The organism is Rhizobium sp. BK491, from assembly GCF_014194925.1.
Taxonomy (GTDB): domain Bacteria; phylum Pseudomonadota; class Alphaproteobacteria; order Rhizobiales; family Rhizobiaceae; genus Rhizobium.
The window spans coordinates 193,576-206,573 of the sequence record NZ_JACIAR010000004.1; the positions used below are offsets into that span (position 1 = coordinate 193,576).

The 12,998-nt window shown below is 59.5% G+C and carries 11 protein-coding genes; 6 read left to right on the forward strand and 5 right to left on the reverse strand.

Going from position 1 to position 12,998, the window contains the following annotated elements; all coding sequences use genetic code 11:
- The first annotated feature begins 1 nt into the window (after position 1).
- From FHX05_RS19280 to FHX05_RS19290, 3 genes are all read left to right on the forward strand, one after another.
- Positions 2–688, forward strand: coding sequence for an ATP-binding cassette domain-containing protein (locus FHX05_RS19280; protein WP_183873851.1), 687 nt, complete (start codon positions 2–4; stop codon positions 686–688).
- Positions 685–1,962: an ABC transporter permease gene (locus tag FHX05_RS19285; RefSeq protein WP_183873853.1), complete on the forward strand. Its 1,278-nt coding sequence runs from the start codon at positions 685–687 to the stop codon at positions 1,960–1,962. Before FHX05_RS19280 ends, FHX05_RS19285 begins: the two co-directional genes overlap by 4 nt.
- A 150-nt stretch (positions 1,963–2,112) precedes the next feature.
- The gene (locus FHX05_RS19290) at positions 2,113–4,317 is read left to right on the forward strand and encodes a DUF1217 domain-containing protein (RefSeq protein WP_183873855.1); all 2,205 of its coding nucleotides are present in this window, start codon (positions 2,113–2,115) and stop codon (positions 4,315–4,317) included.
- A gap of 86 nt (positions 4,318–4,403) precedes the next feature.
- On the opposite strand, the gene FHX05_RS19295 is transcribed toward FHX05_RS19290, so the two are convergent.
- The gene (locus tag FHX05_RS19295) at positions 4,404–5,687 is read right to left on the reverse strand and encodes a cystathionine gamma-synthase family protein (RefSeq protein ID WP_112608609.1); all 1,284 of its coding nucleotides are present in this window, start codon (positions 5,685–5,687) and stop codon (positions 4,404–4,406) included.
- Between the two features lie 336 nt (positions 5,688–6,023).
- Here FHX05_RS19295 and FHX05_RS19300 point away from each other — a divergent pair, with 336 nt between their 5' ends.
- Entirely contained in the window at positions 6,024–6,803 is a 780-nt protein-coding gene (locus FHX05_RS19300; protein ID WP_183711394.1) for a class I SAM-dependent methyltransferase, read from the forward strand.
- A 99-nt stretch (positions 6,804–6,902) separates the two neighbouring features.
- Here the strand turns inward: FHX05_RS19300 and ppk2 are convergent, their stop codons facing one another.
- Together ppk2 and FHX05_RS19310 are read right to left on the reverse strand one after the other, a co-directional pair.
- Positions 6,903–7,817, reverse strand: coding sequence for a polyphosphate kinase 2 (gene ppk2 / locus FHX05_RS19305; RefSeq protein ID WP_183873864.1), 915 nt, complete (start codon positions 7,815–7,817; stop codon positions 6,903–6,905).
- Positions 7,818–7,914: 97 nt separating this feature from the next.
- Entirely contained in the window at positions 7,915–8,703 is a 789-nt protein-coding gene (locus FHX05_RS19310; protein WP_015343521.1) for a 3-hydroxybutyrate dehydrogenase, read from the reverse strand.
- A gap of 205 nt (positions 8,704–8,908) precedes the next feature.
- Here FHX05_RS19310 and FHX05_RS19315 point away from each other — a divergent pair, with 205 nt between their 5' ends.
- Both FHX05_RS19315 and FHX05_RS19320 read left to right on the forward strand, forming a co-directional pair.
- Positions 8,909–9,655: an acetoacetate decarboxylase gene (locus tag FHX05_RS19315; protein WP_183873866.1), complete on the forward strand. Its 747-nt coding sequence runs from the start codon at positions 8,909–8,911 to the stop codon at positions 9,653–9,655.
- Positions 9,656–9,691: 36 nt separating this feature from the next.
- Entirely contained in the window at positions 9,692–10,849 is a 1,158-nt protein-coding gene (locus FHX05_RS19320) for a patatin-like phospholipase family protein (RefSeq protein WP_183873868.1), read from the forward strand.
- A 50-nt stretch (positions 10,850–10,899) separates the two neighbouring features.
- Here FHX05_RS19320 and FHX05_RS19325 read toward each other — a convergent pair whose 3' ends face one another.
- Positions 10,900–12,129, reverse strand: coding sequence for an ATP-binding protein (locus tag FHX05_RS19325; protein ID WP_183873870.1), 1,230 nt, complete (start codon positions 12,127–12,129; stop codon positions 10,900–10,902).
- Positions 12,126–12,818 (reverse strand): response regulator, encoded by a 693-nt coding sequence (locus FHX05_RS19330; RefSeq protein ID WP_112414097.1) that lies wholly within the window; start codon positions 12,816–12,818, stop codon positions 12,126–12,128. Before FHX05_RS19330 ends, FHX05_RS19325 begins: the two co-directional genes overlap by 4 nt.
- Positions 12,819–12,998: the final 180 nt, after the last annotated feature.

The window sequence follows — 12,998 nt, forward strand, 5'->3', positions numbered from 1 at the left end:
CATGCTCGCTCTCGATGTTTCCGGCCTGAGGATGCAGTTCCCCGGCCTTGCCGCACCGGTTCTCTCCATCGACCGCTTCCATCTGCCAGCGGGCGGTCGGCTTGCGATCACGGGTGCGTCCGGCTCAGGCAAGAGTACCTTCGTCAATGCGATTACCGGGCTGGAAGACGTCAGGGATGGCAGCGTCTCCTGGAGCGGAACGGAAATCACGCGCCTCTCTGCCGGCCGGCGCGACGCCTTTCGCGCCCGCAATATCGGCCTCGTCATGCAGGATTTTCATCTGTTTCCTGGCCTGTCCGCCTTCGAGAACGTCGTGTTGCCGATCAAGCTGACACGGCGCCTTGCGGCCAGCGAACGGGAACGAGCGCTTTATCTGCTGGCGGTGACCGGTATCGCCCGACCGCAGCAAAAGATCGAAACCTTGTCGCGCGGCGAGATGCAGCGCGTTGCCGTTGCCCGCGCACTGCTGTCGCGTCCGGGCGTCATCGTCGCCGACGAGCCGACCGCCAGCCTGGATCGCCAGGCAGGCAACGAGGTTGCAGAGCTGCTGCTGCAATTGTCGGCAGAAGAAGGGACGACGCTCATCGTGGTCACGCATGACACAGCGCTCGCCGCGCGTCTTGGTCGCCGCATCAATCTGGCAAGCGGGCGCATCGAGGAAGACAGCCAAGAGGTGGCCGCGCAATGATAACCTTCATCCTTGCCGACCTCAGGCGTTTCTGGAGTGGGGCGCTGGCTGTCGTCGTGCTGATTGCCCTGTCGGTCGCGCTGAGCGTGACAGTGACGCTGCAGGAGCGGGCCGTCCGTCTCGGTAGCGCTCGCGCCGCCGAGAAATTCGATCTGCTTGTCGGAGCCGCGGGTAGCGAGACGCAGCTGGCGCTTTCCGCCGTCTTTCTGCAGCCCGCGCCGCTGCCGCTGATGGACGGCGCCGTCCTTTCCCGCCTTGCCAACGATCCGCGTGTCGAATTGGCCGCACCCGTCGGCTTCGGCGATTCTGCCTACAGGCATCCGATCGTCGGCACAACCACAGGCCTGATCTCGTCCCTTTCGCCAACGCTCTCGCAAGGTGCGATGTTTGCACACCTCGGCGAAGCGGTTGTCGGCTCCGATGTCGCCTTGTCGACCGGTGCGGAAGTCAAGCCGATGCACGGCACGGCCGAGGCCGGTGGCGAAACCCATACGGCCATCGCCTACAAGATCACGGGCCGCATGGCGCCGACGGGAACCGCTTGGGACCGCGCGATCCTCGTGCCGATCCGGGCGGTCTGGCAGTTGCACGGCATGCATGGCGGGGAATATCACGACCATGATGGCGATGAAGCAGATGCGCACGGCGCGGCCAATCCTGAACAAGATCGTCATGAAGGCCACGAACACGGGCATATCGACGCTGATGCGCCGCTGGATGAGCATTTCGACGCGCAGACACCGGGCGTGCCCGCCGTTCTCGTCAAGCCGAAGACGATTGCCGATGCCTATCGCCTCAGGCAGGAATACCGCACCGGCACGACCCTTGGCGTCTTTCCAGCGGAGGTGTTGACCCGGCTCTATGCGACGCTCGGCGATGCCCGCAGTCTGCTTCTGGCGATCGCGCTTGGGACGCAAGCGATCGTCATTGCCGCCATCGTGCTTGTCACCATCATGCATGTCGGATCCAGGCGGCGGCAGATCGGTGCCTTGCGGGCGCTCGGAACGCCGCTCCGCTCGATCGTCATGCTTGTCTGGGGCGAGCTCTTCATTCTGTTTGCCGCCGGCATCGCGCTCGGCATCGCGTTTGGTTATCTCGCAGCACTGACGATCTCCGCGAGACTCGCGGCTGCGACGGCGGTGCATTTGCCGGTTGGCTTCGTCTTCGACGATCTATGGCTTGTCGGAGGTTTCGCGGCCGTTGCGGCGATCATCTCCGTCGTCCCGGCGGTCAGTGCCTTGCGCTCCAGTCCCGCTGCGGCGCTGCGCGCCTGACGGCAGCGCCCTTGCGCGCGTGGGCTTGGCCACTCTTTTCCCGCAGTAGCCCCAGTGGCGCTATGATTGCCGATATAGCCTCGCGCAAGGTCTGGTTGCGATAACCGATGGGGGGTTGACTACTGATGAACTGCGCTGTGGGGGCGATCTATGATTTCGACGTATCTCGGCTATGTGTCCGCGACAAAGGACATGACATCGACGCTGGCGGGCATCGCCAAGCAGGCGACGGTCAAAAGCGATCAGCAATATTATGATGCGCATATCGGCAAGGTTAAGAATGTCGACGAATTTCTGAACGACTACAAGCTGTACAGCTATGCGATGAAAGCCTATGGCCTGGAGGATATGGCCTACGCCAAAGCCTTCATGAAAAAGGTTCTGACGAGCGATCTCAGCAACGCGAGCAGCTTTGCAAACAAGCTGACGGACAGCCGCTATCGGCAATTTGCCGCCGCTTTCAATTTTGGCGGCGCGTCGAAAAATCAATCCGCCCAAAGCGATTCCCAGAAAACCGATACGATCGGGCTCTATGAGCAATCCTTCGCCAATGAAACGACCTTGGCCAAGAAGGAAAGTAAGTTCTACGATACCTGGATCGACAAGGTGTCGAATGTCGACGATATCGTCAACAGCAGCAGGATGACGGACTATATTCTGCGGGCGCACGGTTTGAGCCCCGACAATATATCGAAAACGTTCCTGAAGTCGGTTCTGACCAGCGATGTCAACGACCCCAACAGTTTCGTTAACACGGCGAGCAACTTCTCTTCCGTATCGGTCCAGGCGACATATAAGCTGATTGCGTCGCAGTTCGGCTTCAAGGCGGATGGAACGCTTTCCGGCGCGACTGCCCAGACAGCGCAGCAAAAGGACGCCATGATCTCGCGCTATGACAGCATGGTCCCGAATCTGCTGACACCGGCTGCGGCCACCAGCAATGACGACTATTATCGCCAGGCAATCACGAAAGTTCAGTCGCTCAGCGAGATCACTGGCGACAACAGGCTGTTTTCCTATATCAAGACGGCATTCAACCTCGATCCCAAGCTCACCCCGGTCCAGTTCAACCTAGTCTTCACGAATTCCGACTATGCCGCATTGACCGGAATGACGGATATGGTCGCGCATTTCCAGTTTGCATCCGACGGAACGTTGCCGGCCGGTCAGCCGGCACAGACGCCGCAGGCCATCGACGATATCTCGATCAAATATTTGAAGCAGGCCAAGGGCGCGAAACAGGCTCTGTTCACCGATGCCGAGAAACACTACAAGACCGCGGTTGGTGAGATAAAGACGATCGCGGACTTCTTTGCCGCCAACGACATAAAGAGCAAGGGTCTTCCCACCGTGGAAGATATGGCGCTTCGCGCCTTTGGCATCGGCAAGAATGAGGTCTCCAGAGATCAGCTGCGCAAGATCCTGGAAAGCGATCCCTATGACAGCAAGAGCTATGTCAACTCGCTGAAAGACAGCAGGTTCGTCGAGCTTGCCAAGGCATACAATTTTGACAGCAAAGGCAATCTGCGGGCGCCTGTCACGGCGCTGTCGCAGACTTCGATCAACAGCTTGATCTCAGCCTATTCCAAGTCGAAGACCTTCGGACTGACCGGCGAGATGCGGGACAAGGCGGTCAAGGATGCCAAGGACGCAGCGACTGAATTCAACAAGTCGATCGTCAAGATCAAGACCGTCGATGATCTCCTGGCCGACAAGAAGCTGACGGAATTTATCCTCGTTGCGAACAATATCGATCCTAAGTCGGTCGACAAGGCTACCTTGAAGAAGGCCTTCACGGCAGACGCCGAAGATCTCAAAGGCTTTTTGAATACGCAGGCAGGCCAGCGCTTCAAGGTGATGGTGAACGTCTTCAACTTCGATGCCAAGGGAAATCTGACGACGGCCAAGATCGAGGCGGGACAGAACAAGGGCGCGCGTCTGGCAACCAACGATCTCTATCTTCATCAGACCCTGGAATCGCAACAGGGCGACTCCAACGAAGGCGTCCGCCTCGCCCTCTATTTCCAGCGCAAGGCGCCGCAGGTCAATTCCGTCTACGATATCATGTCGGATCCTGCGCTCTACAATGTTATCAAGACGACCTATTCGCTGCCCGCATCCATGTCGAACATGGATGTGACCCGCCAGGCGGCGATGCTGGAAAAACTATTCCCCGTCAAGGATCTGCACGATGCTGGGAAGGTGGACAAGCTGCTCAAGCGCTTCTCGGCCGTTTTCGATGCGGCAAATGGCGGAAGCACCGCCTCAGCCGCGTCAGCCATTCTCACACGGGGTGCCGGGATCGGCATGAGCGCGGACCTCATGCTCTCGATTGCCCAGCTTAAATCGCGATAGCGCGTTCCAGGCGCTCCGGCGCAAGAGTTTCGTCGCCTCGCTTGCGGGGCGATCTTCTGATCGCCCCGATTGATCTGCATGTCTCGTCAAGCGGCGTCGAGGGCAGCCGCAAGATCGGCAATCAAATCATCGGGATGCTCAATCCCGATCGACAGGCGGATCGTCGATTCCAGCACACCGATGCGGTGGCGCACATCCACAGGCACGCCCGAATGTGTCGTTGTGGCAGGATGGGAGGCTAGCGATTCCGTGCCGCCGAGGCTGACGGCGAGCTTGAAGATCTGCAGTGCGTTCAGGAATTTGAACGATGCCGGCTGGCCGCCCTTGATGTCGAAGGAGAAGGTGGAGCCCGCGCCGGTGCACTGGGCGGCGAATGTGCGGCCGGTCGCCGAAGAGGGATCGATGTAGGGCAGATAGTGGATCTGCTCGACCTTCGGATGGTCGCGCAGGAAATCGGCAACCGCCCGTGCGTTGCTGTTTGCCCGCTCCATGCGGATCTGCAGCGTTTCCAGCGATCGGCCGAGCATCCAGCAGGAGTGCGGATCGAGCTGAGTGCCGATCGCTCCCCGCAATGCCTTCACCTGTTTGATGATGGCTCTGGAGCCGAGTGCGGCGCCGGCGATCAGATCGGAATGGCCGCCGACATATTTGGTCAGCGAGTAGAGGGAAATATCCGCGCCATGCTCGATCGGCCGCTGGAAGACAGGGCCGAGCAGGGTATTGTCGCAGGCGATGATCGGCGTGTGTCCCTGCTTCTTGCCGATCGCATCGGCAACGCGGCGGATCATCGCGATATCGACGAGGCTGTTTGTGGGGTTAGCAGGCGTTTCCACGAGAATGACCGAGACGCGGCCTTTGGCCATGGCCTCCTCGGCAGCTGCCGTCACCGAGCCTTCGTTGACACCGTCGGCGAAGCCGACGGCGGCGACCCCGAGATTGAGGAATGTCTTGGCGACTAGCGTTTCCGTGCCGCCATAGAGCGGCTGCGAATGCAGGATCGCATCGCCCGGGCGTGTAAAGGTGAGAAGGGCCGTCGCGATCGCCGACATGCCGGAGGAAAACAGCGCGCCGCTTTCCGCCTTTTCATAGACGGCAAGACGATCCTCGACGATTTCGCTGTTCGGGTGATTGAAGCGCGAATAGACGAGGCCGACGCCCGTGCCCGCCGGCGGCTCGGTGCGGCCGGAGATATAGTTGAAGAAATCACGCCCGTCCTCGGCCGATTTGAAGACGAAGGTGGAGGTCAGGAAAACCGGTGGCTTGACCGCGCCCTCGGAGAGCTCAGGATCATAGCCGTAATTCAGCATCTGTGTTTCGGGGTGGAGGGGGTGGTTGCCGATATGCGTTTTGGACGGATGCGGCGCAGTCATGACGGTCTCCTCGGCCGATGATGTGAATTTTAGACTCACATTATACATCACTTAGAGTGCCGGCTCGCTATTCGTCATCATCTACGATGCTGCTTTGGCTCTGAACCCGATATGAGGCGAAACTATCCAACCAGCGCATGACTATCCGGAATACGACAGAAAGGTCGCTATATGCATGAGTGGCGCTCGCCTTGACGCCGTACCACCCCAATTTTCGAGAGCTTCCGGCTTCGCTGTCGCGGTCCCGCAGAAATGGGGCGTTTCTTGATCGACCGGTCCTAACCGATGAGCAGGCTCGGAGGTGAAATGCATGAAGAGAACCAATGAGGTTTACATTTGAAATCGGGCGTTCGAAAATTTGTATTTCGCGATCTTCAGAAAATCGATGGTTACATCGACCCGCCGGATGCACTTGTCTTCCTGTCGTTGATCGAAAAGCAAAGACAGGAGAAACTTTACGGCGGTCTCGCCGAAATCGGCGTTTATTACGGGCGGTCCTATTTTTTGCTGCGCAAGATCAGTGCCCCCGACGACAATGTGCTTGCGATCGATCTTTTCGACATAGAAGCGGATGGTGCGCAATATCAACGCTTTCTCGACAACGGAAGATCACTGGGCATTCCCGTTGATGAGGACCTCGTCATAACAGGTGATAGCACCAGGCTCGATCCGCAGGCCATCATCGACAGGGTTGGGCAGGTTCGTTTTTTCAGCATCGATGGAGGACATTTGCTTCGCCACATCGTTGCCGACAGCCGGTTGGCGAAGTGCGTACTGGCCGATCACGGCATCATCGCCTTCGACGACACGTTCAATCCGGCTTGGCCGGAGGTGACGGTCGGCGTCTCGGATTTTCTGCGCAGGAACAGCGATACATTTGCCGCCTTCTGCATGACGAAGTATAAGACCTACGTCTGCCGCCGGGATTTTCATGAGTTCTATCGGGCCGCACTTGGCAGGGCACGACATCTTCTGCCGTTCGAGCATGCGGAGATGGATTTTCTTGGCTCGAAAGTCCTCAGGCTGCATGATCCCATCAACCGGAGGGTCGCCTATGAGCTCTTGCGGCGGCTGGGCTTGGGCGCCATATCCGAATGGGCCTATCGCTCGGCCTGATCTTGAACCGGCCTTGCTTGCCGGCGGCGGAGTTAGTGATTTCGTTTTTCAAGCAATCCTCAGAGGGGCCCGCCTCGGGCAGGCCCCTCGTCGGCGTGATCAGTAGATTTCGGGCACGTACATTTCCGGCGGTACCGGCGTACGGTGATAGTCTGCATTGCGCATGCGTTCCGGCAGCACGATTTCCGGCTTGGGCACGCTCTCGTAGGGAATCTGGCCCAGAAGATGGGCGATGCAGTTGAGGCGCGCCTTCTTCTTGTCGACGGCGTGGACGACCCACCACGGCGCTTCTGGAATATGGGTGCGCTCCAGCATCTCTTCCTTGGCCTTGGTGTACTCTTCCCAATGCACGCGGCTCTGCAGATCCATCGGCGAAAGCTTCCACTGCTTCAGCGGGTCCTGAATACGCATGCTGAAGCGGAATTCCTGCTCTTCGTCGGTGATCGAGAACCAGTATTTGAGAAGAATGATGCCGGAGCGTACCAGCATGCGTTCGAAATCCGGCACGGAACGGAAGAATTCCTCCAGCTCCTCCGGTGTGCAGAACCCCATGACGCGTTCCACGCCTGCACGATTATACCAGCTACGGTCGAACAGGACCATTTCGCCCGCCGTCGGCAGATGAGCGGCATAGCGCTGGAAATACCACTGGTGCCGCTCGCGCTCGGTCGGAGCCGGCAGTGCGACCACGCGGCAGACGCGCGGATTGAGGCGCTGCGTAACGCGCTTGATGGCGCCGCCCTTGCCGGCGGAATCGCGGCCTTCGAACAGCACAACGACCTTGAGCTTCTTGTACTGCACCCAATCCTGCAGGCGCACGAGCTCATGCTGAAGACGGAACAGTTCGCGGAAATAGACCCTGCGGTCGAGGGTTGCCTCGCCTTCGCTGACAAGCCCTTCGGCAACCAGCTCGTCGATACGGTCCTCTTCGAGCTGCATCTCCAGCTCTTCGTCGAAACTGTCGACGATCTCATCCTTGATGCGGCTGAGCGGGTCCTGGGTTTCATCGGTCATTGTGCGCCTCCTGCTCTGTTTTCATGTTGGTGCCGCGGCCTGCGGCCGCGGAAAGCCGGTATGGTCCTCGAACAAATACCGGCTATGGGTTTCGGTATTATTCGGCGGTCCAGCCGCCGTCGACGGAAAGCGTCGTGCCGGTAATCTGCTTGGCGGCATCGCCGCACAGGAAGACGGCGATGGCTGCGACTTCATCCACAGTCACGAATTCCTTCGTCGGCTGGGCGGCGAGCAGCACATCATGCTTGACCTGCTCTTCCGTCATATTGCGCGCCTTCATCGTCTCGGGGATCTGCTTCTCGACGAGCGGCGTCCAGACATAGCCGGGCGCGATGGAGTTGACGGTCACGCCGTTCTGGGCGGCTTCGAGAGCGATGGTCTTGGTGAGACCGGTAATGCCGTGCTTGGCCGACACATAGGCCGACTTGAAAGGCGAGGCGACCAGCGCATGCGCCGAGGACGTGTTGATGATGCGGCCCCATTTGCGCGCCTTCATGCCGGGGATGGCAGCCTTGATGGCGTAGAAGGCAGCAAGCAGGTTGATGCGGATGATCGCTTCCCACTTGTCGTCAGGAAATTCCTCGATCGGGGCAACGAACTGGATGCCGGCATTGTTGACGAGAATATCGAGGCTGCCGAAGGCTTCCTCGGCTTCGCGCACCATGGATGTCACTTCCTCGCCATTCATCATGTTGGCGCCGGAGTAGCGGCACTTCACGCCGAAATCGGCCTCGATGGCAGCGCGTTCCTTTTCGATCGCATCGGCATCGCCAAGGCCGTTGATCGTGACATTCGCGCCTTCAGCGGCAAAGGCGCGCGCAATCGCAAGCCCGATACCGCTCGTCGAACCGGTGACCAGCGCATTCTTCGAAGTCAACGAACCCATGATGCAACTCCTGCAATCGTAATGACGTGGTTGGGTAAAGGGAAATGCTCAAGATGGGTGCACACTGCCAGCCGGATATGTCGCTTTGATAACAGTGCGGTTTCGCCTCTCGCCGCAACCCTTCGGCACCTGACACTTCACTGTCATGCAACCGTGCAAATTTGCCGCCGGCGCCTCGCTGTTTCCTCCAACGACGGAAAATACGATGAAGGTCGAAGACATTCTCAAGCATGCCTATGCAATGCCGCTGACCAATCCCTCCTATCCTCCGGGGCCTTATCGGTTCTTCGATCGCGAATATATCATCATCACCTACCGGACCTCGCGCGAGGCGCTTGAGGCCGTCGTGCCGGCCCCGCTCGAAATCGACGAGCCGCTGGTGAAATACGAATTCATCCGCATGCCGGATTCCACTGGCTTCGGTGATTATACCGAGACCGGACAGGTCATCCTGGTGACCTATCGTGGACAAAAGGGCGGCTATGTCCACTCCATGTATCTGGATGACGATGCGCCGATCACCGGCGGCCGCGAGATCTGGGGCTTCCCGAAAAAACTAGCCAGTCCGAAGATCGTCAACGAGGGCGAGGTCATCGTCGGCACGCTGCATTATGGCAGCGTCCTTTGCGCCACGGGAACGATGGGTTACAAGCACAAGCCGATCGACCAGGGACCGCTTCTGTCCGCTCTCTCGGAACCCAACTTCCTGATCAAGATCGTGCCGCATGTCGACGCCACCCCGCGCATCTGCGAGCTTGTGCGCTACTACTTAACCGATATCACCATCAAGGAAGCCTGGACCTCGCCAGCCGCCCTCGATCTCAGGCCGCATGTCATGGCGGACGTCGCGCGGCTGCCTGTGCTGGAAGTGGTTTCCGCGGTTCATTTCACCGCCGATCTGACGCTCGGCCTCGGCGAAGTCGTTCACGACTATCTCGCAGAGCGCAGATAACCAAACCTCATTGCTATTTTATGCTGGAGACGGACCGTGCTTGAACGAAACACCAAGGCCGCAGCCCCGACTATCCCGGAAATTGCCGCTCAATATGATCGCGTCGCTCTGGTTTTCCAGGGGGGCGGCGCGCTCGGCGCCTATCAGGCCGGCGTCTACGAGGCGCTTGCCGAAGCGGGATGCGAGCCGACCTGGCTTTCCGGCGTCTCGATCGGCGCGGTCAATGCCGCGATCATCGCCGGCAACGAGCCTGGTCGGCGGCTGCAACGTCTGGAGCAATTCTGGCAGATCATCTCCGGCCGCAAGATCTGGGCCTATACGCCCGAAGGCGATTTCTTTCGCGATATCCGCAACCGCACCAGCTCGTGGATGACGATGACCATGGGCCAGCCCGGCTTCTTCAAGCCGCGCTTTCCCAATCCCTGGCTGGAGCTGCCGGGTGCGGAAGGTGCCACCAGCTTCTATGACTCGGCAGACCTCAAGAAGACGCTGGAAATGCTTATCGATTTCGACGTGCTGAATGACGGCAAGAAGCGTTTCAGCGTCGGCGCGGTGAATGTGCGTACCGGCAACTTCGTCTACTTCGACACCGACAATATCCGCATCGGCCCCGAGCACATCATGGCGAGCGGCGCTCTGCCGCCGGCGCTCCCGTCCATCCGCATCGAGGGCGAATATTACTGGGACGGCGGCATCGTCTCCAACACGCCGCTGCAATATCTGCTCGATCAGGAAGAAGACCGCAGTTCGCTCGTTTTCCAGGTGGATCTCTTCAGCGCTCGCGGCGTCCTGCCGCGCAGCATGCCGGATGTCCTTTCGCGCCACAAGGACATCATGTATTCGAGCCGCACGCGGCAGAACACCGATAATTTCAAGCGCATTCACGGGCTGAAGATGAAGCTCCTGGGTGCGCTGAAGCGTGTCCCTAGGGATCAGCTGACCGCGGAAGAGGAAGAACTGATCGCAGATTATTCCGATGCCGGTGTCGTCAACATTGTGCACCTGATCTATCAGCACAAGAACTACGAAGGTCACGCCAAGGATTACGAGTTCTCTGGCACCTCGATGCGAGAGCACTGGGATATGGGCCTCGAGGATACGAAGCGGACGCTGCGCCATACCGACTGGCTGTTGCCGCCCTTCACGGATGATGCGGTCGCCATCCACGATCTCCACCGGGAAGACCCGGCGTGAGACCGATGTTGCGCCAGAGCAGTTCCAGCAAAAGTGCGAAGCGGTTTTGCTCAACAAAGCCCGCATTGGCGGGAGGCTGTTTCCTGCTCATCGAAACCATGTGTTTCTCCTGGCGTGCTGTCCGTCAAATGGATTGACACCATCGCGCCGCCTTCCGGCCGGTTTGCGAATTCCAGGTGCCCGCCATGGGCAAGCGCGATTGCCTGCACCACGGATAGCCCCAGTCCGGTGCCGCCGGTCGCGCGCGAACGCGAGGGGTCGCCACGCCAGAACGGGTTAACGGCGACGGCATCCATATCCAGCGGAAATCCGGGGCCGCGATCGAGAACGCGGATGATGACGCTATCGTCCGTCACCTGCTCGGTTTCGCATCGCAGCGAGCCGCCCTCTGCAGCGTAGCGGCATGCATTTTCGAAAAGCGCCAATACAGCCTGGCGGATACGGGGAGAGTCGGCTGAAATCCAGGCGGGTTTCAGCTCCGTTTCCACCTGCAGCCTGCTGGCTTCCAGCATGGGCTTTGCCACGGCGATGACAGTCTCGACCAATCGCGATGCGTCGATGCGTTGGCGCTCCATCACCAGCTTCTGGCCGATGGCGAGCGACAATGTGCGCAAGTCTTCGACAACCCGCCCCAGGCCTTCGACCTGCAGGAGGAGATCGGAAATGATTTTCCGGTCCATTGGAAATACGCCGTCGAGCATGCTTTGCAGCGATCCTTGCAGGATGGTCAACGGCGTGCGCAGCTCGTGTGCAACCGCCATGTTGTTGAAACGCAATCGCTCTTCCATCGTCTCCAGGCTGGTCGCAAGAGCGTTGAAGGTTTCGACAAGGCTCGCGACTTCGCGGGCGCTTCGATAGGGGGCGGGGACGCGGACGGAGAAGTCGCCTGATTTAAGGCCCTCGGCGGCAGAGGTGAGCTCTTCGAGCGGATGTGTGAGCCGACGCGCCAGGAAGACGCCGATCACGGCGCAGAGGAGCGCTGACATGAGGCCGAAGACAAGCACGGAAAGCTGCACCTTGAGATCCGTCGGCTCCGTCAGCGAATTGAGATGTTCGACAAGCAGCTTGAGCGAATCCCCATCGGGGATCTTGTTTTCACTCAGCATCTTGTAGGCGGTTGCGGCTCGCGGCGGCAGGGCATCGCTGATACCCTGCTCCAGATAGGTCGCGTACCAGTTGACCCCCAGATAGGTCAGGCCGACGCTGAGCAGCAGCATGATCGTGATGACGACGGCCGTGAGCGTGGCAAGCGGCGCGCTGGGAAATCTCGGTTTCTTCATCTCGGGTCCGAAAAGCGATAGCCGATGCCGCGCACGGCAGGAAAGAAGCCGATCTGCCCCATTTCCTCCAGTTTGCGCCTGAGATTGGAAATGTGCGTGTCGACGGTACGCACCAGAGCATCGCTTTCCGGCAGGCAGGCATCGAGAATATCGGCACGCGCGAAAGCCTGGGTCGGATGGCGGATCATATAGGCGAGGATGCGGAATTCGCTGAGCGTCAGCGGCAATGCAATACGGCGCTCGTCCTTGTTGATGAAGACGGTATAGCTGCCGAAGTCGACCTCCAGCGCGCCGAAGCGCTTGATGGCGTCTGCTCGCTCGCCCTGCGTCCGGCGCAAGACCGCTCTGACGCGGGCGACAACTTCCTGCGGGTTGAACGGCTTGACGATGTAGTCGTCGGCACCAAGGCGCAATCCGCTCAGGCGGTCGATGTCGTCAGCAACGGCCGTAACCATGATGACCGGCGTCGAGCCGGCCTGACGCAGGCGGCCGAGCACGCCGAAGCCGTCCAGTTTCGGCAGGCGAACATCCAGCAGCACGAGATCCGGCTTCAAAAGCGCATGGTGCTGCAGCGCGGTTTCGCCGTCGCCGGCGCGAACCGTGCGAAAGCCGTCCCGCGTCAGATAGCCCTCGAGTATCTGCGCGATCGCCGGTTCATCCTCGACAATAAGAACGAGACTGTTATCCACCCCTAGCGCCCTGTGCTTCTTCCGTTTTCCGTTCGACTTTGTCGCCCGAACCTTACTATTGCGGACTAAGCCCGCTTCCGCAATTTCCAAACAGTTTTCCGATCGTCCGATGGCCGATTCTGAACAGAGCCTTCATGCGATCTTCGCCATTTCTTGACAATCGGGCTTCAGCTTGACGCC

Bases quoted from the DNA above. Each gene is read 5' to 3' on its own strand.
- FHX05_RS19280 (WP_183873851.1), top strand. From the start codon at position 2: ATGCTCGCTCTCGATGTTTCCGGCCTGAGGATGCAGTTCCCCGGCCTT.
- FHX05_RS19285 (WP_183873853.1), top strand. From the start codon at position 685: ATGATAACCTTCATCCTTGCCGACCTCAGGCGTTTCTGGAGTGGGGCG.
- FHX05_RS19290 (WP_183873855.1), top strand. From the start codon at position 2,113: ATGATTTCGACGTATCTCGGCTATGTGTCCGCGACAAAGGACATGACA.
- FHX05_RS19295 (WP_112608609.1), bottom strand. From the start codon at position 5,687: ATGACTGCGCCGCATCCGTCCAAAACGCATATCGGCAACCACCCCCTC.
- ppk2 (WP_183873864.1), bottom strand. From the start codon at position 7,817: ATGACCGATGAAACCCAGGACCCGCTCAGCCGCATCAAGGATGAGATC.
- FHX05_RS19310 (WP_015343521.1), bottom strand. From the start codon at position 8,703: ATGGGTTCGTTGACTTCGAAGAATGCGCTGGTCACCGGTTCGACGAGC.
- FHX05_RS19315 (WP_183873866.1), top strand. From the start codon at position 8,909: ATGAAGGTCGAAGACATTCTCAAGCATGCCTATGCAATGCCGCTGACC.
- FHX05_RS19325 (WP_183873870.1), bottom strand. From the start codon at position 12,129: ATGAAGAAACCGAGATTTCCCAGCGCGCCGCTTGCCACGCTCACGGCC.